This is a genomic window from Pseudarthrobacter sp. B907 (assembly GCF_040137805.1).
Taxonomy (GTDB): domain Bacteria; phylum Actinomycetota; class Actinomycetes; order Actinomycetales; family Micrococcaceae; genus Arthrobacter.
The window spans coordinates 56,819-75,857 of sequence record NZ_JBEEQE010000018.1; the positions used below are offsets into that span (position 1 = coordinate 56,819).

Here is a 19,039-nt window from a genome sequence, read left to right on the forward strand (position 1 = left end):
TGGGGACGTATCAGATGTTGAAGCCGAGGGCGCGCATCTGGTCGCGGCCATCCTCGGTGATCCGTTCCGGACCCCACGGCGGCATCCACACCCAGTTCAGGCGCCAGTCGTCGACGATGCCGTCCAGGGCCTTGCCGACCTGCTCCTCGATCACGTCGGTGAGCGGGCAGGCAGCCGTGGTGAGCGTCATGTCGATCAGCAGGGCGCCGTCGTCGTCTGAGTATTTGAGGCCGTAGAGCAGGCCCAGGTCAACGATGTTCACGCCCAGTTCTGGGTCGATCACATCCTTGAGTGCCTCTTCGACATCCTCGAGGCCCGTGCGGGCCGTATTGATTTCGGTCATGGCGTAGTCCTAACTAGGCCTGTGCTGCGGCGTCGGCGGCAGCGATGGTGGCGGCTCCGGCCCCGGGGAGGTAGCGGTCGTAGCCTTCTTCTTCGAGGCGGTCGGCCAGTTCCGGGCCGCCTTCTTCGACGACCTTGCCGTCAACGAACACGTGCACGAATTCCGGCTTGATGTAGCGCAGGATCCGGGTGTAGTGCGTAATCAGCAGGGTGCCCATGTTGCCTTCGGCGTGGGCGCGGTTGACGCCCTCGGAGACAACCTTCAGCGCGTCGACGTCGAGGCCGGAGTCGGTCTCGTCGAGGATGGCGAACTTCGGCTTGAAGAGCTCCAGCTGGAGGATCTCCACGCGCTTCTTCTCGCCGCCGGAGAAGCCTTCGTTGACGTTGCGCTGGGTGAAGTCGGCGTCGATGCGCAGCTGCTCCATGGCGGCCTTGACGTCTTTGGTCCAGGTGCGGAGCTTCGGGGCTTCGCCGTCGATCGCGGTCTTGGCGGTGCGCAGGAAGTTGGTCATGCTGACGCCCGGGACCTCGACCGGGTACTGCATGGCCAGGAACAGGCCGGCGCGGGCGCGCTCGTCGACGCTCATCGCCAGGACGTCCTCGCCGTCGAGCGTGATGGTGCCGCTCGTGACGTTGTAGCGCGGGTGGCCGGCGATCGTGGACGCCAGCGTGGACTTGCCGGAGCCGTTGGGTCCCATAATGGCGTGGGTCTGGCCGGTCTTGATGGTCAGGCTGACGCCCTTCAGGATTTCCTTGGTGCCCTGCTCGGTGTCAATGCTGACGTGCAGGTCCTTGATCTCAAGAGTAGACATGTGTCTTGTTCTCCTCTGCACCGCCGCCTCGGCGGTGCGGTTCTCGTCGATAAGTTTTTAGGTGGTGCTGGCTGCCGGCCGGGGCAGGTGGTGCGTGCCCCGGCCCGGTCAGCTGAAGTTCGGAGCCTCGGCGCCGTTCAGGACGGTGCTGACGTCCACATAGACGTCGTCACCGAAGATGGTGACGGCAAAGACGGGCACCGGGTCGTAGGCGGGCAACTGGAGCGGCTGGCCGCTGCGCAGGTCGAACTGTGAGCCGTGGCCCCAGCACTCGATCTTGCAGCCTTCCACCTCGCCCTCGGAGAGCGAGATGTCCGCGTGCGAGCAGGTGTCGCCGATCGCGTGGATCTCCCCCATCGAGTCCTTTACGACCGCCACCGGGTAGTCGTCGATCAGGATCCGCAGGGCCTGCTTGAGCTGGATCTCGCTGGCGCTGCAGACCAACTCGCCCTTGGGCTGTTCCGTCATGTGTCGTCCCGTACTGTCTAGTTGTCCGTGGCCGCGAGCTCGCGCTCGACGGCTTCCGTGAGGCGTTCCTCGATGGCGGGAACCTTGATCTGCTGGATGATCTCGTTCAGGAAGCCGCGGACCACCAGCCGGCGGGCCACCTTTTCCGGGATACCGCGGGCCATCAGGTAGAACAGGTGCTCGTCGTCGAAGCGGCCGGTGGCGCTGGCGTGGCCGGCGCCGGCGATCAGGCCGGTCTCGATTTCAAGGTTGGGCACGGAATCCGCGCGGGCACCGTCGGTGAGGACCAGGTTTCGGTTGGCCTCGTAGGTGTCGGTGCCTTCGGCTTCCTTGCGGATCAGAACATCGCCCACCCAGACGGTGTGCGCGTTGCGGCCCTGCAGGGCGCCCTTGTAGAGCACGTTGGACTTGCAGTTGGCGACCGCGTGGTCCACGAAGAGGCGCTGCTCGAGGTGCTGGCCGGCGTCGGCGAAGTACAGGCCGAACATCTCCGCTTCGGCGCCGGGGGCGGTGAAGCGGGCCGACGGCGTGACGCGGACCAGGTCGCCGCCGAGACTGACGACGATGTGCTTGAACTTGGCGTCGCGGCCGAGCTTCGCCTGCTGGGAGGAGGCGTGCACGGCGTCGTCGTTCCATTCCTGGAGCGAGATGACGGTCAGCTGCGCGCCGTCCTCCACGAGGATCTCGATGTTTTCCGAGACGACGGCGGTGCCCTGGTGGTCCAGCACCACAACGGCCTTGGAGAACTTCTCCGCGATGACCACGATGTGCTGCGACGCGGCCGCGGTGCCCTGGCCGGTCAGCACGACGCTGACCTCGCCCTCGGCCTGGACCTCGGCGGGGACCGTGATGACGGTGGCCTCGGTGAAGTTTTCCCAGGCGTTGGCGGAGACGCGGTCCTCGGGGATCGCGGCTGAGCCGATGCGGGCGTCGTCGCGGCCGACGGTCTCTACCCGGACGCTGTCCGGGCCGCTGACGGCCACGGCCGGGGCCGCGCCGTTCAGGACCTCGGTGTGCAGGCCGCGCAGGCGCTTGAGCGGGGTGAACCGCCAGTCTTCCTCCATGCCGGTCAGCGGCTTGAAGTCCGCCAGCTTGTAGGAGGTCAGCCGGCCGGCGCGGGAGCTGTCCGGGACGCCGACGCCGCCGCCGTGCGAGTGGCGCTTGACGGCCTCGCCGGCCAGCGGTGACTTGGACTCAGCGGCGTTCAGCGGTGAGAGGCTTTCGCCTTCCTCGGTGAAACCGTTGATGAACGGCTGGGCTGAGGGCGCGCCGATGCGAGCCTTTTCGGTAGTGATGTCAGTCATTAACCGACCGATCCTTCCATCTGCAGTTCAATCAGGCGGTTGAGCTCGAGCGCGTATTCCATCGGCAGTTCGCGGGCGATGGGCTCGATGAAGCCGCGCACGATCATCGCCATGGCCTCGTCTTCGCGCATGCCGCGGGACATCAGGTAGAACAACTGCTCTTCGCTAACGCGCGAGACCGTGGCCTCGTGGCCCATGGTGACGTCGTCCTCGCGGATGTCGATGTACGGGTAGGTGTCCGAGCGGCTGATGGTGTCCACCAGCAGCGCGTCACAGCGGACCGTGTTGGCCGAGTGCTTGGCGCCTTCGCGGACCTGGACCAGGCCGCGGTAGGCGGCGCGGCCGCCGCCGCGGGCCACGGACTTGGAGATGATCGAACTCTTGGTGTTGGGCGCGATGTGGACCATCTTGGAGCCGGTGTCCTGGTGCTGGCCCTCGCCGGCGAACGCGATCGAGAGGGTCTCGCCCTTGGCGCCCTCACCGACGAGGTAGACCGCCGGGTACTTCATGGTGACCTTGGAACCGATGTTGCCGTCGATCCACTCCATCGTGGCGCCCTCTTCGCAGATGGCGCGCTTGGTGACCAGGTTGTACACGTTGGTGGACCAGTTCTGGATGGTCGTGTAGCGGACGCGGGCGCCCTTCTTCACGACGATCTCCACAACGGCGGAGTGCAGGGAATCAGAGGTGTAGATCGGCGCGGTGCAGCCCTCGATGTAGTGGACGTAGGAGTCCTCGTCCGCGATGATCAGGGTGCGCTCAAACTGGCCCATGTTTTCCGTGTTGATGCGGAAGTAGGCCTGCAGCGGGATGTCCACGTGGACGCCCTTGGGCACGTACACGAAGGACCCGCCGGACCACACGGCCGTGTTCAGCGACGCGAACTTGTTGTCGCCCACCGGGATGATGGTGCCGAAGTATTCCTGGAAGATCTCCGGGTGCTCCCGTAGGGCGGTGTCCGTGTCCAGGAAGATGACGCCCTGGGCTTCCAGGTCCTCGCGGATCTGGTGGTACACAACCTCGGACTCATACTGGGCGGCGACGCCGGACACGAGGCGGCTGCGCTCGGCTTCCGGGATGCCCAGCTTCTCGTAGGTGTTCCGGATGTCCTCGGGCAGGTCCTCCCAGGTGGCGGCCTGCTTCTCCGTGGAGCGCACAAAGTACTTGATGTTGTCGAAGTCGATGCCGGAGAGGTCCGCGCCCCAGGTGGGCATGGGCTTGCGGTCGAAGTACTTCAGGCCCTTCAGGCGCAGGTCCAGCATCCATTCCGGCTCGTTCTTCTTGGCCGAGATGTCACGCACGACGTCCTCATCGATACCACGGCGGGCGTTCGCGCCGACGTCGTTCTTGTCGGCCCAGCCGTACTCGTAGGTGCCGATTCCGTGGAGCTCGGGATTCTTCTCCAGAATCTCCGAGATCACAGTGGATTCAGCAACCTTCTTCTCTGATAGTTGGTCCGTCATCACGGCCTTTCTTGCAGATGGTTGGATTCTTCGTCCGGGTTGCCCGCGCCGGCGGGGCTGGAGGCCCCGCCGGCGGCCGGACGGCCCGTGGGTATGTGGGTGGTGCAGACGTGCCCGCCGCGCGCCAGGGTGGAGAGCCGCCGCACGTCGACGCCGACCAGCCGGGAGAACAGTTCGGTCTCCACGTCGCAGAACACGGGGAACTGCGCGGCGAGCTGCTGGATGGGGCAGTGTCCCTGGCACAGCTGGACGCTGGAAAGCGCTGCCGGAAGCGGTGCCTTGGCCTCGATCGACTGCGCGGAGGCGACGAAGCCGTCACGGCTCAGGGCCGCGGACAGGGCCCGGGCGCGCGCCGTGATGTCGCTGCCCGCCCGTTCGATTTCCGGTGCGTAGCGGCGCTCCATTTCGGCGAACCGTTCGACGGCGAACGCGCGCACGGCCTCAGAGCCCGCCATTTCGCCGAGCCGCCGCAGGGCGGAGCTGGCGATGTCGAGGTAGTCGTTGCCCAGCGTGGACTGGCCCTGCGAGCTGAGCACGTAGCGGCGGGCAGGCCGGCCCGCGCCGGCGCCCGCGCGGGCCACCCGCTTGACCTCGATCACGCCGTGGCGCGAGAGGTGGTCCAGGTGGCGGCGCACTGCCGCGGGGGTGAAGCCCAGCAGCTCGCCCAGTTCGGCGGCGCTGATGGGCCCGTGCTCCAGCACGGCGGCCAGCACGCGGTCCCGGGTGCGGTCCTCGGCCTCGGCGGCGTGCGCCGCGGGTACGGCAGCACCCTCTGCGGGCTCGCGCGACTGCGCGCGCACAGCAGGCACGGCAGACGTACTTGGACTCATGGAATACACAACACAATCATGTCGTAATTTACTCCCCCGATCCAGTAAGGCATGGCTTTCCTGCGGCCGGCTCCGGATCGGGCCGGGCCCTACTACATCGCGTAGAATGCTTTGGTGCGATCTCCCGAATCCCCCGCCCTGACAATCAGCGGGCTCATCAAGGATGTTGGTCCGCTGCCCAGCCTTGACGGCAAGATGCTGCGGGTGGTCAGCGGCCTGTCCCTCGTCGCCGAACGCGGGCAGGTCACCGCCCTGCTGGGAGCCAACGGGGCCGGCAAAACCACCACGATCGAATGCGCCCAGGGGCTGCAGAAGCGCACCGGCGGCAGCATCAGCCTGCTGGGCCAGGACCCGGACACCGCCGGCGCGGATCTCCGCGCTCGGGTGGGCGTTATGCTCCAGGACGGGGGCCTGCCGCCGTCGGCCCGCCCCATCCCCCTGCTCCGGCACGTCGCCGGCCTTTACCAGGACCCGTGGCTGGTGGACGAGCTCGTCGCGCGCCTGGGCATTGACACGTTCAGCCGCACCTCGGTGCGGCGCCTTTCCGGCGGCCAGAAGCAGCGGCTGGCCCTCGCCGCCGCGCTCGTGGGCCGCCCTGAGGTGCTGTTCCTCGACGAGCCGAGCGCCGGCCTGGACCCGCAGTCCCGGCAGCTCGTCTTTGAACTCATTGCCGAACTGCGGGACCGCGGAATGGGCATCGTCCTCACGACCCACCTGATGGACGACGCGCAGCGCCTGGCCGACTACGTCTACATCATCGACGCCGGCCGGAACGTCGCGGAGGGCACCGTCGCCCAGCTCCTGCGGCATGAGCTGACGTCCGGGGCGGACCAGCACATCCGCACGCTCCTCTTCGAAGCCGAGCCCGGCCTGGACCTGACCGGCGTGCTGCCGGCCGCCGTCGAGGTCCGCGAAACGCGCGCCGGCAGTTATAGCGCCACCGGGGCGCTGACCCCGGCCGACCTCGCCGCCGTGACGGCCTGGTGGGCCGAGCGCGGCATTATGCCCGCCTCGATGAGCCTCGCAGCCCGCAGCCTCGAGGACGTCTTCCTCGACATCTCCGGAAGGAAAACCCGATGAGCTCCGCCCCTGCAGGTACTGCGGCCGGCATGCCGCTGGGCAGTGCCCCCGCTCCCCTGCTGCGGCGGATCCTGCAGCAGGGACGGTATGAGACCGTCACCATGCTCCGCAACGGCGAGCAGCTGATCCTGGCGGTCATCCTGCCGCTGCTGGCCCTGGTGGGCCTGGCCGCCACGCCCCTGCTGGACGGCCTCGGCTCCAGCCGGGTCAACATCGCCGTGCCCGGCATCCTCGCGTTGTGCGCGATGTCCACCGCCTTCACCGGCCAGGGCATCGCCACCGGCTTCGACCGCCGCTACGGGGTGCTGCGCTTCCTTTCCACCACCCCGCTGGGCCGTACCGGCCTGATCCTCGGCAAGGTGATCGCGGTGCTCGTGGTGCTGCTGCTGCAGGTGCTGGTGGTCACCGCCGTCGCGCTCCCGCTGGGCTGGCAGCCGGCGCCCGCGGGGCTGCTGCCCGGGTTCGCACTGCTGGTCCTCGGCGCGGCGGCGTTCACCGCCCTCGGCCTGCTCGTGGCCGGCACGGTGCGGCCGGAGGCGACCCTGGCGATCACCAACCTGCTCTGGATCCTGCTCGGCGCCCTGGGCGGCATCGTTATTCCGGCCGAGCGGCTTCCCGCCCTCGCCCAGGCGGTGGTGCACTTCCTTCCCTCCGGCGCGCTGGGCCAGGCGCTGCGGGATGCCTTCCTGCACGGCAGCTCAAATACTGCGTCCGTGATTGTCCTGCTGCTGTGGACGGCGACCGCCGGCTTCGCAGCAACCCGTTGGTTCAAGTGGAATTGAGAAAACTGTGAGTACGGCGTCCCGCCCTTCCCGGATCGTGTCCCGGATTTCCTCCCGGCTGCCCGTCACCGTCGACAAGACGGTCCGGCGGCTGGCCGTGCTGTCCCTGATCGGCCAGACCGTACTGGTGGTGACCGGCGGCGCCGTCCGTCTCACCGCCTCCGGCCTGGGCTGCCCCACCTGGCCGCGCTGCACGGACAACTCGCTCGTGAACACCCCGGAAATGGGCATCCACGGCCTCATCGAGTTCGGCAACCGACTCCTGACCTTCGCGCTGGCCGCCGTCGCCGTCGCGATGCTGGTGTACCTGTGGAACCTGCGTAAGGAACGCCGGGACCTCTTCCTGCTGGCCCTCGGCCTGCTTGCCAGCATCCCGGCCCAGGCGGTCATTGGCGGGATCACCGTGCTCACCCAGCTGAACCCGTGGGTGGTCGGCCTGCACTTCCTCGTCTCGATGGCCCTCGTGGTGCTCGCCACGCTGCTGGTCAACCGCGCCTACGGCCGTACCGGCAAAGCCCGCACCCGGGAATTGCCCGCCCTGCCGGGTGCCGCCCGTCCGGTGCTGGCCGCCGTCGCGCTGTTCTCCGCCGTCGCCGTGTGCCTCGGTGTGGTGGTGACCGGCGCCGGCCCGCACGCTGGTGACGCGGACGCGCCGCGCAACAACCTGGACTGGGACCTGTTCTCGCACATCCACGCCGTCCCGGCCTACCTCGTGACCGCCGGCGCCCTGTTTGGTGTGTTCCTTGTACTCCGCGGCCGGATCACGGGCCCGTTCCGCACCGCTGTTTTCATGCTGCTGGGCGTCACCGTGCTGCAGGCCGTCATCGGCTTCACGCAGTACTACAACGGCATCCCCGCGCTGCTCGTGGGAGCGCACATGCTCGGCGCGGCCCTGCTGATGAGCGCATCCACCAACGCCGCCGACCTCGCGCGCAACAGCCCGGTCAACTAAGCCACACACAACAACGCGGGGTCAGATACGGTCCATTCCGGGCGTCCGGATGGACCGTAGCTGACCCCGCGTTTCTTTGTCGGCGGGTAGCCTGACTTTGTCGAGAGAAAGGCAGCGCCGTGAACGCGATCGTCGACAGCCTTCTGAATATGAGCCCCGCGCTGGCCTTCACCCTCGTGGCGTGCCTGGTGTTCGCCGAAGACGCGGTCTTCATCGGCTTCGTGATTCCGGGTGAGACGGCCGCAGTCCTGGGCGGCGTGATTGCGAGCCGCGGCGAAGTCCCGCTGTGGGGCATGGCCGCCGTCGTGGTCACCGCGGCCATCGCCGGCGACACCGTGGGCTACGAAATCGGCAAGCACGTGGGTCCCCGGCTGCTGGACTTCAGGCTGATGAAACGGCGTCGGCGCGGCCTGGCCAAGGCCCAGGCCTTTCTGCGCCAACGAGGCGGCTCGGCCGTTTTCCTGGGCCGCTTCGTGGCGTTCTTCCGGGCCGTCATGCCGGCCCTGGCCGGCGCCTCCCGAATGCACTACCCGAAGTTCCTGGCCTTCAATGCCGCCGGCGGATTGGTCTGGGGCACCGGCTTCGTGCTGCTGGGCTTCTTCGCCGGGAACTCCTACGACGCCGTAGCCAAGGTGGCCGGCCGGGACATCACGGCGGTGATAGCGGTGCTCGGTGTCCTGGGACTCCTCATCTGGCACCTGCGGCGCGGGCGCCGGGCCCGGCGGGATCTCCCGGAAGCGGCTGACCGCCGCGACCCTGCCGGCCCCGAAAAGTCCTGACTCCCCGTGCCGGACTAGCCGACGATCGCGGAGCCGATGAACGGGTCCACGGCAAGGGCGATGAAGAGCAGGGTGAGGTAGCTGATGGAGCCGTGGAAGACCTTCATGGCGCCCTTGTTGGAGACGTCCCCGCCTTGGGCCCGGTTGTAGAGGGCGTGCGACTCGTAGAGGAACCAGGCGCCCGCGGCGACGGCCGTGACGGTGTAGACCCAGCCGGCGCCGCCCACCGGGATCAGCAGCAGCGAGCAGGCGACCATGGCCCACGCGTACAGGACCACCTGCACGGAGACGACCTTGGCGCCGGCGATCGCGCCGAGCATCGGCACATTGGCGTTGCGGTAGTCCTCGCCGTAGCGCATGGACAGCGGCCAGTAGTGCGGCGGGGTCCAGAGGAAGATCACCATAAAGAGGACGACGGCGGGCCACTCCACGGTATTGGTCACGGCGGCCCAGGCGATCAGCACCGGAAAGCAGCCGGCGGCCCCGCCCCAAACGATGTTCTGCGCGGTGCGGCGCTTGAGGATCATCGTGTAGATGACGACGTAGAACACGATCGCGCCGAGCCCCAGCCAGGCCGAGAGCGGGTTGGCGCCGAACCAGAGGATCGCGATCGCGGCCGCGCCGAGCAGCCAGGAGAACACCAGGGCCTCACGCGGGGTCACCTCGCCGGTGACCAGCGGTCGGTTCTCCGTCCGGTGCATCAACTTGTCGATGTCCCTGTCGATGTAGCAGTTGAAGGAGCCCGCGCTGCCGGCGGCAAACGCGCCGCCAACCAGGGTCGCCAGGATCAAGCCGAGGGAGGGGAAGCCGCGCTCGGCGTAGATCATGGTTGGCAGGGTGCTGACCAGCAGGAGTTCGATCACCCGCGGTTTGGTGAGCGCCAGGTAGGCCTTGGCCTTACGGGCGAAGCCGATCCGGCCCGGGGCCTGGGAGGCGTTAAGCGGCGTATCTGTTGTGCTCACGGTGGCAGTCACTCTGTTCTGTCTGGCTGGTCAGTCCGGCTGGTCGTCGCAGCGCGCTGAGTCCGGCGCGTTGCATTCGGAGGGGTTCACGCGCAGCGCACAGGCGTGTCCTCGCCCCCGTTGGTAGCCAGGCTCCATCATACCGTGGCGGCACCGCCGCCCGGGCCCGAAGCCCCCGCAGAAGTCCGGGTGGTTAACGCGGCCTCACCGCCGCCGCGGGACGCGGTGATTCATATAAGCCCCAAAACCGGTCCAATTCCTGAGATGCACCCTGACCGGCAGGTGGAATGGGGCTAAGCTGTCTGACAGATCAGCACGCACGGACGGGCGCCGAACGGCGCTCCCGGCCCTGTGCATGCGGCGCAATGATAGATCAACGTTTCGATGGTGAACGGCTGGTACGAACCGCGGCGGGCACCGAACTGTGCCCCGGCGGTAAGCCCCAAAGGAAATCCCCCAGCGGGAAAACTCGGAGGGAAAACGTACCGCCGGCCGTCAGCACAGAGAGGGGCCCGGTTTTCGTGCCACATTTGGAAGAGCAAGAACTGTCATGGACTCAGCTGGATGCCCGTGCCGTGGACACCGTCCGGGTGCTCGCGGCGGATGCGGTGGAGAAGGTCGGCAACGGCCACCCGGGCACCGCGATGAGCCTGGCACCGGCCGCCTACCTGCTCTTCCAGAAGCTGATGCGCCACGATCCGGCGAACCCGCAGTGGCTGGGCCGGGACCGGTTCGTCCTGTCCCCCGGCCACACGTCGCTGACGCTGTACATCCAGCTCTTCCTCTCCGGCTACGGCCTGGAGCTGAAGGACCTCGAGGCGCTGCGGACCTGGGGTTCGCTGACCCCGGGGCACCCGGAGTACAAGCACACTGCCGGGGTGGAAATCACCACCGGACCGCTGGGCCAGGGCCTGGCCTCCGCGGTCGGCTTCGCGTACTCACAGCGCCGGATGCGCGGTTTGTTCGACGCCGACGCTCCCGCCGGCACCAGCCCGTTCGACCACACCGTCTGGGTAATCGCCTCCGACGGGGACCTGCAGGAAGGCGTCACCTCCGAGGCGTCCTCGCTCGCCGGGCACCAGGAACTGGGCAACCTTGTGGTGATCTACGACGAGAACCACATCAGCATCGAAGACGACACGGACGTCGCGTTCACCGAGGACGTCCTCGCCCGCTACGCCGCTTACGGCTGGCACACCCAGCGGGTCGACTGGACCCGCACCGGGGAGTACAAGGAGGACGTGGCCGAACTGCACGCCGCCCTGCTCGCCGCGAAGGCCGAGACGTCCAGGCCGTCCATCATCTCGCTGCGCACCATCATCGGCTGGCCCGCGCCGAAAAAGCAGAACACCGGCAAGATCCACGGCTCCGCCCTCGGCGCCGAGGAAGTCGCCGGCCTGAAGAACGTCCTCGGCTTCGACCCCGAGCTCTCCTTCCAGGTCGAGGACGAGGTCCTGGCCCACACCCGCGCGGCGCAGGAGCGCGGCGCCGCGGCCCGCACCGAGTGGCAGGAGCGCTTCGAGGCCTGGCAGTCCGCCAACCCCGAGGCCGCGGCCCTGCTCGAACGCGTCGAGGCCCGCAAGCTCCCGGCCGAGTTCGACGCCGCGCTGCCGGTCTTCGAAGCCGGCAAGGACGTCTCCACCCGCGCCGCGTCCGGGAAGGTCCTGAACGCGATCGGCCCGGTCATGCCCGAACTCTGGGGCGGCTCCGCCGACCTCGCCGAGTCGAACAACACCACCATCGAGGGCTCGCCCTCGTTCATCCCCGCCTCCCGGCAGACCGAGGCGTGGAAGGGCAACCCGTACGGCCGGGTGCTGCACTTCGGCATCCGCGAACACGCCGCCGCGTCGATCGTGAACGGCATCAGCCTGGCCGGGGCGACCCGCGCGTTCTCCGGCACCTTCCTGATCTTCTCCGACTACCAGCGCCCGGCCATCCGGCTCGGCGCCCTGATGGGCGTCCCCTCGCTCTACGTCTGGACGCACGACTCGATCGGTCTCGGCGAGGACGGCCCCACCCACCAGCCGGTCGAGCAGCTCGCCTCCCTGCGCGCCATTCCGGGACTGGACGTCGTCCGCCCGGGAGATGCGAACGAGGTCGCCGCGGCCTGGCAGGCCATGCTCGAAAACCACGCCAACCCCGCCGGGATCGTGCTGACCCGGCAGAACATCCCCACCTGGGAGCGCGGCACCGGCGACGCCGACGGGGACACGTTCGGCTCGACCGCCGGGGTCGCGAAGGGCGGCTACGTCCTCGCCGAGGCGTCCGCCGCCGGCAAGACCGTGGACGCGCAGGTCATCCTGATCGGCACCGGCTCCGAGGTCCAGCTCGCCGTCGCCGCCCGCGAAGCCCTGCAGGCCGAGGGCATCCCCACCCGGGTCGTGTCCATGCCCTGCGTGGAATGGTTCAACAAACAGGACCCCGCCTACCGCGACGCCGTGCTCCCCGCCAACGTCAAGGCACGCGTCTCCGTCGAAGCCGGCCTCGCCCTGGGCTGGCGCGAATTCGTCGGCGACGCCGGCCGCTCCATCTCCCTCGAGCACTTCGGCGCCTCCGCCGACTACAAGCGGCTCTTCCAGGAATTCGGCATCACCACCGAAGCCGTCACCGCCGCCGCCAAAGAATCCCTCGCCGGCCTCCCGGCCTGACCCCAACTTCACGTATTCCGGGCCGCCGCCCCTGCCGGCGGCGGCCCCAGACTCCAGGAGTGAACCATGAACACCACCCCCACCCAGCAGCTGTCCGACGCCGGCGTTTCCATCTGGCTCGATGACCTCTCCCGCGGCCGCCTCGAAACCGGGACGCTGCGCAAGCTGATCGAAGAGAAGAACGTCGTCGGCGTCACCACGAACCCGAGCATCTTCCACGCCGCGATCACCACCGGCACCGACTACGATGCCAAGATCCGGGAAATGGCGGCGGCCGGCGCCAGCGTCGATGAAACGGTCTTCGCGATCACCACCGCCGACGTCGCCGATGCCTGCGACCTGTTCGCCCCGGTGTACGCCGCCTCGAAGGGCGTCGACGGCCGCGTTTCCATCGAGGTGGATCCCCGCCTCGCCTGGGACACCGCCGGTACCATCACCGAGGCCAAGGAACTCCACGGCCAGGTCAACAAGGACAACGTCCTGATCAAGATCCCCGCCACGCTTGAGGGCCTCGAGGCCATCACCGCCACGCTGGCGGCCGGCATCAGCGTCAACGTGACCCTGATTTTCTCGCTCGAACGCTACCGCGCCGTGATCAACGCCTTCCAGAGCGGTCTGGAGCAGGCAAAGGAAAACGGCCACGATCTCTCCAAGATCCACTCGGTCGCCTCGTTCTTCGTCTCCCGCGTGGACACCGAAATCGACAAGCGCCTCGACGCGATCGGCACCGACGAGGCCAAGGCACTCAAGGGCAAGGCCGGCGTCGCCAACGCACGCCTTGCGTACCAGGTCTACGAGGAGCTCTTCGCCACCGAGCGCTGGGCCTTGCTGGCCGACGTCGGCGCGCGCCCGCAGCGCCCGCTCTGGGCGTCCACCGGCGTCAAGGATCCGGCCTACCCGGATACCCTCTACGTCACCGAGCTCGTAGCCCCCGGCGTTGTGAACACCATGCCGGAGAAGACCCTGGACGCCACCTTCGACCACGGCGCCATCACCGGCAACACCATCACCCGCGGCTACGACGACGCCAACGCGACCCTCAACGCACTCGATGCGCTCGGCATCTCCTACAACGAGGTCGTCGCCGTGCTCGAGTCCGAAGGCCTCGACAAGTTTGTGGCAAGCTGGAAGGAACTGCTGGCCGACGTCGAGGGCGCCCTCGCCGCTGCACGGAAGGACGCATAGTCCCCCATGACCACTCTCAGCTACGACGCCACGGGCGCCGCCCGCCAGGCCCACGAACAGCACCTGCCCGCGCTCCTGGAAGACCGGGTCGCCACCCGGATCTTCGCCAAGGACGCCACCCTGTGGGGTCCCGACGCCGAGGCCGAGTCCGCGGTCCGCCTCGGCTGGGTCGAGGCCGCCACAGTCTCCCAGCCGCTCGTGCCGGAGATTCTGGCGCTCCGCGATGCGCTCCGCACCGAGGGCGTGACCCGGATCGTCCTGTGCGGCATGGGCGGTTCCTCCTTGGCCCCCGAGGTCATCGCCGGAACCGCGGGCGTCGAGCTGACCGTGCTGGACAGCACCGACCCCGAACAGGTGGCCGCCGCCCTGGCGGACCGGCTCGCGGAGACCGCCATCGTGGTGTCCTCGAAGTCGGGTTCGACCCTGGAAACCGACTCGCAGCGCCGGGTCTTCGAGCACGCCTTCACCGAGGCCGGGCTCGATGCCAAGAGCCGGATCATCATTGTGACCGACCCGGGTTCCCCGCTGGACAAGGCTTCCCGCGAAGCCGGCTACCGCGCCGTCTTCAACGCCGACCCCAACGTCGGCGGCCGCTATTCGGCGCTCACCGCGTTCGGCCTGGTACCGTGCGGCCTGGCCGGCGTGGACATCCAGGCTTTCCTGGACGAGGCCGAAGAGACCGCTGAGATCCTCAACGACGACAGCGAGGAGAACATCGGGCTCGCCCTCGGCGCCGCGCTGGGCGGCACCAACCCGCTCCGGGACAAGATCGTCATCGCCGAGGACGGCTCCGGGATCGTGGGCTTCGCCGACTGGGCGGAACAGCTCATCGCCGAATCCACCGGCAAGCTCGGCACGGGTGTACTGCCGGTCGTCGCCGGACCAAACGCCCCGGAGGTCACAAGCGGCGCCGCGGACGTGCTGGTGGTCCGGCTGGTCGGCGCCGACGCCGACGTCAACCTTGGCGCCAACGAGGCGGCGATCGCCGGCGGCCTCGCCGCGCAGATGATGACCTGGGAGTTCGCCACCGCCGTCGCGGGCCGGCTGCTGGGCATCAACCCCTTCGACCAGCCCGACGTCGAGGCCGCCAAGGTGGCCGCGCGGGGGCTGCTGGACGCGCAGCCGGAGGCGACGGCGGCTGACTTCACCGACGGCGCCATCGAGGTGCGCGGCGGCGACTGGCTGGGCGGGGCCACCACCGCGGCCGAGGCGGTCAGCGCGCTGCTCGGCCAGCTCGGCACCGACGGCTACCTCAGCGTCCAGGCCTACTTCGACCGGCTCAGCTACGCGCCGCTGGAAGGCATCCGCGACGAGCTGGCGGCGCTGAGTGGCCGCCCTGTCACCTTCGGCTGGGGTCCCCGGTTCCTGCACTCGACCGGCCAGTTCCACAAGGGCGGCCCGGCGATTGGTGTGTTCCTGCAGGTCACGGCGGCATCCGCGGCGGACCTCGCCATCCCGGACCGTCCGTTCACGTTCGGCGAACTGATCACAGCCCAAGCGGCGGGCGACGCGCAGGTCCTCACTGAACACGGCCGGCCTGTGCTCCGGCTTCACCTCACGGACCGTGCTGCCGGCGTCCGCCAGCTGCAGCAGCTCGTCTCCGCGCTGGCCGGCACCTCAACCGCGGGCAGCTCCGCCTCCACCAACGAAAGCTAAGGCACCACAGCAACCATGCCACTCTCGCAAAACGGCGGCCGCACGTCCCCGACGCGTTCGGGAAGGTCAGGCCGTAATCCGCTCCGGGACCCGCGGGACCGGCGGCTGAACCGCATCGCCGGCCCGTCCTCCCTGGTGCTCTTCGGCGTCACCGGTGACCTCGCCCGCAAGAAACTCATGCCGGCCGTCTACGACCTGGCCAACCGCGGGCTGCTGCCCCCCAGCTTCGCTCTGGTCGGGTTCGCCCGGCGGCAGTGGGAGAACGAGGACTTCGCCGCGGAGGTGAAGGAAGCGGTCAAAAGCTACGCCCGGACCCCGTTCGATGAGACGGTCTGGAAGCAGCTCTCGGAGGGCATCCGTTTTGTGCAGGGCGAGTTCGACGACGACGACGCCTTCGAGCGGCTCAGCGAGACGATCGACGAACTCGACGAGCAGCGCGGCACCCGCGGCAACCACGCCTTCTACCTGTCGATCCCGCCGAAGGCGTTCGAACTCGTCTGCCGGCAGCTCTCCAAGCACGGGCTCGCCCAGGCCGAGGGCGACAAGTGGCGCCGCGTGGTGATCGAGAAGCCGTTCGGGCACGACCTTGAGTCGGCCCGCCAGCTCAACGACATTGTGGAGTCGGTGTTCCCGCCGGACGCGGTCTTCCGGATCGACCACTACCTCGGCAAGGAGACGGTCCAGAACATCCTGGCCCTGCGCTTCGCCAACCAGCTGTTCGAACCGCTGTGGAACGCGAACTACGTCGACCACGTCCAGATCACCATGGCGGAGGACATCGGCACGGGCGGCCGCGCCGGCTACTACGACGGCGTGGGCGCGGCCCGCGACGTCATCCAGAACCACCTGCTGCAGCTGCTGGCCCTGACCGCCATGGAGGAACCGATCTCCTTCAACGCGGACGACCTCCGCGCCGAGAAGGAAAAAGTACTGGCGGCCGTAAGGCTGCCGGAGGACCTCTCCACGCACTCGGCGCGCGGGCAGTTCGCCGGCGGCTGGCAGGGCGGCGAGCAGGTCCTGGGCTACCTGGAGGAGGAGGGCATTCCCGCCGACTCCACCACCGAGACGTTCGCCGCGATCCGGGTGGACATCAACACCCGGCGCTGGAGCGGCGTGCCGTTCTACCTGCGGGCCGGCAAGCGGCTGGGCCGCCGGGTGACGGAAATCGCCGTCGTCTTCAAGCGGGCGCCCAACCTGCTCTTCCGTGACCACGGCGAGGACGACTTCGGCCAGAACGCCGTCGTGATCCGGGTCCAGCCCGATGAGGGCGCCACGATCCGCTTCGGCTCCAAGGTCCCCGGCACGCAGATGGAAGTCCGCGACGTGACGATGGACTTCGGCTACGGCCACTCGTTCACCGAGTCCAGCCCCGAGGCCTATGAGCGGCTCATCCTGGACGTGCTCCTCGGCGAGCCGCCGCTGTTCCCCCGCCATGCCGAAGTCGAGCTGTCCTGGAAGATCCTGGACCCGTTCGAGGACTACTGGGCGTCCCTGGCCGAACAGCCGGAACCGTACGCCCCCGGAAGCTGGGGCCCGGCCTCCGCCGACGAACTGCTCGCCCGCGACGGACGGACCTGGAGAAGGCCATGATCGTAGATCTTCCCGACACAACAACCTCCAAGATCTCCAAGAAGATCATGGCGCTGCGCGAACAGGGCGGCGTGATCGCCCTGGGCCGGGTGCTGACCCTGGTGGTGGTGACCAAGTCCGGGCTCGAAGAGGAGGCGATCGAAGCCGCCAACGAGGCGAGCCGCGAGCACCCCTGCCGGATCATCGTGCTTGCCGACGCCGGCGCCTCCAAGCCCACCCGGTTGGACGCCCAGATCCGCGTGGGCGGCGACGCCGGCGCGTCCGAGGTCATCCTGCTGCGCGGCTACGGCGAACTCGCCGAGGAAAGTGAATCCCTCGTGGCGGCGCTGCTGCTTCCGGACGCCCCGATCGTGGCGTGGTGGCCGCACGGCGCGCCCCGGAACGCCTGCGAAACGTCGATCGGGCGGATCGCCCACCGCCGCATCACGGACTCCGCGAACGAGGCGGACCCGCAGGCGGCGCTGGACAACATCCGCAGCACCTACAAAGCCGGCGACACCGACCTGGCCTGGACCCGCCTGACCAACTGGCGGATCCAGCTTGCCGCCGTCCTGGACCAGGTGGACGCGTCGCCGGTCACCGCCGTCGCCGTCGAAGGCGCCTCCGACTCCCCCAGCACCCTGCTGCTCGCGGCCTGGCTGACGCTGGCGCTGGACGCGCCGGTGACCATCGTGGCCGATCCGGCCGGCACCGGGATCCGGCGGGTGCGGCTGTCCCGCACCGGCGGCGACGTCCAGCTGTTCCGGCCCGGGCTGACCGTGGCCGAGCTGACCCAGCCCGGGCAGCCGGCCCAGCGCATCTCGCTGCCGCGGCGCAGCCTCAAGGACTGCCTGGCGGAGGAGCTCCGGCGCCTGGACCCGGACGAAGTCTTCGGCGAAGTGATTACTATTGGGCTGCCGCGTACCAACCTAAGGAGTGTCCGTCCCAGTGAGCGCTGACCCCAGAGTAAGCATCCACCCTGACTCGACGGTCCTGATGGCCGCGATCGCGGCGCGCCTGATCACCAAGCTCGTGGATATCCAGGACAAGCACGGCGAAGCGACCGTGGTGCTGACCGGCGGCACCATGGGCATCGGCTCGCTCAAGGCGGTCGCCGAGTCGCCGGCCGCCCCCGCAGTCGACTGGTCCAAGGTGAACTTCTGGTGGGGCGACGAACGATTTGTGGGCCCCGACGACGCCGACCGGAACGCCGGCCAGGCGTACCAGGCGCTTCTCGACCACATCAATGTGGACCCGGCGCGGGTCCATGTTCCCGGCTCCACCGAGGACTTCGAAACCCCCGAGGACGCCGCGGCCGACTACGCCCGGCGGCTCGCCGAGGCGGCCGCCGCCGAACATGCCGCCGACATGTCCGATGACCGCCCGGAGGAGCCCGGCCGCCTGCCGCGGCTGGACATTGTGCTGCTGGGCGTCGGCCCCGACGCGCACGTGGCGTCACTCTTCCCGGAGCAGGCCGGCATCCGGGAGAAGGACCTGACCGTCGTCGGCGTCCGCAACTCCCCCAAGCCGCCTCCGGCCCGCGTTTCACTGACGCTGCCGACGATCAACACGGCGAACGAGGTGTGGATGGTGGTGGCCGGCGATGACAAGGCCGGCGCCGTGGGCCTAGCCCTGGCCGGGGCGAACCCGGTGCAGGTGCCGGCGGCGGGACCGCGCGGGCGTTTCCAAACCCTGTGGCTGATCGACGAGGACGCGGCCTCACGCGTCCCCGAGCAGCTCGTCCGGAAGGGCGCGTCGGGCGCGTAGCTTCTCCAGCGCTCCGGCCAGCACGTCTTCGGCGTCCTGGCTGGAGCGCCGCTCTTTAACGTATTCGAGGTGGCTCTTGTAGCCCTCGGCGGGCTCGTCCTCGAGCGCGAACCGGGATTCGTCCCGGGTTGCGGTCCCCCCGCAGCGCCGGCAGTCCCAGACGCCGGGGATCTGCTCTTCCGGGAGTTTGGCGAACACGAGGGACGTTTCGTGGCCCTTGGCGCACCGGTAGGTGACGGCGATCCGCGGTTGCCCGGCGCCGCCGCCGTCGAGGGGCTCGTGGCGGGCCGGGGCGCCGGCGACGGCACCAACGCGGATGCCCCTGAATCCGGAAGCAGAATGCAGCATCGGGAACTCCTGGCTACTGGGCTGGTGATGTTTTGCCAGCGACAGTGTAATCCGGGAGTCCCCGATGCGGGGAGGGCCGCAAGGCCCTTATG

18 protein-coding genes are annotated in these 19,039 nt (G+C 68.8%); 10 read left to right on the top strand and 8 right to left on the bottom strand.

What is annotated here, in order from left to right; translation table 11 throughout:
* Positions 1 to 10 precede the first annotated feature (10 nt).
* From ABLI39_RS14650 to ABLI39_RS14675, 6 genes are all read right to left on the bottom strand, one after another.
* A complete protein-coding gene (locus ABLI39_RS14650; RefSeq protein ID WP_146337626.1) occupies positions 11 to 343 on the bottom strand; it encodes a metal-sulfur cluster assembly factor in 333 nt (110 codons plus the stop codon).
* A 13-nt stretch (positions 344 to 356) separates the two neighbouring features.
* Positions 357 to 1,154 carry a Fe-S cluster assembly ATPase SufC gene (gene sufC / locus ABLI39_RS14655; protein ID WP_146337627.1) on the bottom strand — a complete coding sequence of 266 codons (798 nt, stop codon included), beginning with the start codon at positions 1,152 to 1,154 and terminating at the stop codon, positions 357 to 359.
* Between the two features lie 108 nt (positions 1,155 to 1,262).
* The gene (locus ABLI39_RS14660; RefSeq protein ID WP_349414187.1) at positions 1,263 to 1,622 is read right to left on the bottom strand and encodes a non-heme iron oxygenase ferredoxin subunit; all 360 of its coding nucleotides are present in this window, start codon (positions 1,620 to 1,622) and stop codon (positions 1,263 to 1,265) included.
* Between the two features lie 17 nt (positions 1,623 to 1,639).
* Entirely contained in the window at positions 1,640 to 2,926 is a 1,287-nt protein-coding gene (sufD, locus tag ABLI39_RS14665; protein ID WP_349414189.1) for a Fe-S cluster assembly protein SufD, read from the bottom strand.
* A complete protein-coding gene (sufB, locus tag ABLI39_RS14670; protein WP_146337630.1) occupies positions 2,926 to 4,389 on the bottom strand; it encodes a Fe-S cluster assembly protein SufB in 1,464 nt (487 codons plus the stop codon). Before sufB ends, sufD begins: the two co-directional genes overlap by 1 nt.
* Positions 4,389 to 5,219, bottom strand: a complete 831-nt coding sequence (locus ABLI39_RS14675) for a helix-turn-helix transcriptional regulator (RefSeq protein WP_349414191.1) — start codon at positions 5,217 to 5,219, stop codon at positions 4,389 to 4,391. The genes sufB and ABLI39_RS14675 overlap by 1 nt, the downstream gene beginning before the upstream one ends.
* A gap of 114 nt (positions 5,220 to 5,333) precedes the next feature.
* On the opposite strand from ABLI39_RS14675, the gene ABLI39_RS14680 reads away from it, so the two are divergent.
* The 4 genes from ABLI39_RS14680 (at position 5,334) to ABLI39_RS14695 (ending at position 8,812) form a co-directional block, all read left to right on the top strand.
* A complete protein-coding gene (locus tag ABLI39_RS14680; RefSeq protein ID WP_349414193.1) occupies positions 5,334 to 6,299 on the top strand; it encodes an ABC transporter ATP-binding protein in 966 nt (321 codons plus the stop codon).
* Entirely contained in the window at positions 6,296 to 7,081 is a 786-nt protein-coding gene (locus tag ABLI39_RS14685; RefSeq protein ID WP_349414194.1) for an ABC transporter permease, read from the top strand. The genes ABLI39_RS14680 and ABLI39_RS14685 overlap by 4 nt, the downstream gene beginning before the upstream one ends.
* Positions 7,082 to 7,088: 7 nt before the next feature.
* The gene (locus ABLI39_RS14690; RefSeq protein WP_349414195.1) at positions 7,089 to 8,033 is read left to right on the top strand and encodes a COX15/CtaA family protein; all 945 of its coding nucleotides are present in this window, start codon (positions 7,089 to 7,091) and stop codon (positions 8,031 to 8,033) included.
* A 119-nt stretch (positions 8,034 to 8,152) separates the two neighbouring features.
* Positions 8,153 to 8,812, top strand: a complete 660-nt coding sequence (locus tag ABLI39_RS14695) for a DedA family protein (protein ID WP_349414196.1) — start codon at positions 8,153 to 8,155, stop codon at positions 8,810 to 8,812.
* A gap of 14 nt (positions 8,813 to 8,826) precedes the next feature.
* Here ABLI39_RS14695 and ABLI39_RS14700 read toward each other — a convergent pair whose 3' ends face one another.
* The gene (locus tag ABLI39_RS14700) at positions 8,827 to 9,786 is read right to left on the bottom strand and encodes a heme o synthase (RefSeq protein WP_349414198.1); all 960 of its coding nucleotides are present in this window, start codon (positions 9,784 to 9,786) and stop codon (positions 8,827 to 8,829) included.
* 518 nt (positions 9,787 to 10,304) lie between these two features.
* On the opposite strand from ABLI39_RS14700, the gene tkt reads away from it, so the two are divergent.
* From tkt to pgl, 6 genes are all read left to right on the top strand, one after another.
* A complete protein-coding gene (tkt, locus tag ABLI39_RS14705) occupies positions 10,305 to 12,422 on the top strand; it encodes a transketolase (protein ID WP_349414222.1) in 2,118 nt (705 codons plus the stop codon).
* Positions 12,423 to 12,488: 66 nt separating this feature from the next.
* Positions 12,489 to 13,607 (top strand): transaldolase, encoded by a 1,119-nt coding sequence (gene tal, locus ABLI39_RS14710; protein ID WP_349414200.1) that lies wholly within the window; start codon positions 12,489 to 12,491, stop codon positions 13,605 to 13,607.
* A gap of 6 nt (positions 13,608 to 13,613) precedes the next feature.
* The gene (locus ABLI39_RS14715) at positions 13,614 to 15,263 is read left to right on the top strand and encodes a phosphoglucose isomerase-related protein (RefSeq protein WP_349414201.1); all 1,650 of its coding nucleotides are present in this window, start codon (positions 13,614 to 13,616) and stop codon (positions 15,261 to 15,263) included.
* 15 nt (positions 15,264 to 15,278) lie between these two features.
* Positions 15,279 to 16,853, top strand: a complete 1,575-nt coding sequence (gene zwf, locus ABLI39_RS14720) for a glucose-6-phosphate dehydrogenase (RefSeq protein WP_349414202.1) — start codon at positions 15,279 to 15,281, stop codon at positions 16,851 to 16,853.
* Positions 16,850 to 17,791 carry a glucose-6-phosphate dehydrogenase assembly protein OpcA gene (locus ABLI39_RS14725; protein ID WP_349414203.1) on the top strand — a complete coding sequence of 314 codons (942 nt, stop codon included), beginning with the start codon at positions 16,850 to 16,852 and terminating at the stop codon, positions 17,789 to 17,791. The genes zwf and ABLI39_RS14725 overlap by 4 nt, the downstream gene beginning before the upstream one ends.
* Entirely contained in the window at positions 17,781 to 18,599 is an 819-nt protein-coding gene (pgl, locus tag ABLI39_RS14730; RefSeq protein ID WP_349414204.1) for a 6-phosphogluconolactonase, read from the top strand. Before ABLI39_RS14725 ends, pgl begins: the two co-directional genes overlap by 11 nt.
* Here pgl and ABLI39_RS14735 read toward each other — a convergent pair.
* Positions 18,552 to 18,947 carry an RNA polymerase-binding protein RbpA gene (locus tag ABLI39_RS14735; RefSeq protein ID WP_349414205.1) on the bottom strand — a complete coding sequence of 132 codons (396 nt, stop codon included), beginning with the start codon at positions 18,945 to 18,947 and terminating at the stop codon, positions 18,552 to 18,554. The genes pgl and ABLI39_RS14735 overlap by 48 nt on opposite strands.
* Between the last annotated feature and the right edge of the window lie 92 nt (positions 18,948 to 19,039).

Bases quoted from the DNA above. Each gene is read 5' to 3' on its own strand.
- ABLI39_RS14650 (WP_146337626.1), bottom strand. From the start codon at position 343: ATGACCGAAATCAATACGGCCCGCACGGGCCTCGAGGATGTCGAAGAG.
- sufC (WP_146337627.1), bottom strand. From the start codon at position 1,154: ATGTCTACTCTTGAGATCAAGGACCTGCACGTCAGCATTGACACCGAG.
- ABLI39_RS14660 (WP_349414187.1), bottom strand. From the start codon at position 1,622: ATGACGGAACAGCCCAAGGGCGAGTTGGTCTGCAGCGCCAGCGAGATC.
- sufD (WP_349414189.1), bottom strand. From the start codon at position 2,926: ATGACTGACATCACTACCGAAAAGGCTCGCATCGGCGCGCCCTCAGCC.
- sufB (WP_146337630.1), bottom strand. From the start codon at position 4,389: ATGACGGACCAACTATCAGAGAAGAAGGTTGCTGAATCCACTGTGATC.
- ABLI39_RS14675 (WP_349414191.1), bottom strand. From the start codon at position 5,219: ATGAGTCCAAGTACGTCTGCCGTGCCTGCTGTGCGCGCGCAGTCGCGC.
- ABLI39_RS14685 (WP_349414194.1), top strand. From the start codon at position 6,296: ATGAGCTCCGCCCCTGCAGGTACTGCGGCCGGCATGCCGCTGGGCAGT.
- tal (WP_349414200.1), top strand. From the start codon at position 12,489: ATGAACACCACCCCCACCCAGCAGCTGTCCGACGCCGGCGTTTCCATC.
- ABLI39_RS14715 (WP_349414201.1), top strand. From the start codon at position 13,614: ATGACCACTCTCAGCTACGACGCCACGGGCGCCGCCCGCCAGGCCCAC.
- zwf (WP_349414202.1), top strand. From the start codon at position 15,279: ATGCCACTCTCGCAAAACGGCGGCCGCACGTCCCCGACGCGTTCGGGA.
- ABLI39_RS14725 (WP_349414203.1), top strand. From the start codon at position 16,850: ATGATCGTAGATCTTCCCGACACAACAACCTCCAAGATCTCCAAGAAG.
- ABLI39_RS14735 (WP_349414205.1), bottom strand. From the start codon at position 18,947: ATGCTGCATTCTGCTTCCGGATTCAGGGGCATCCGCGTTGGTGCCGTC.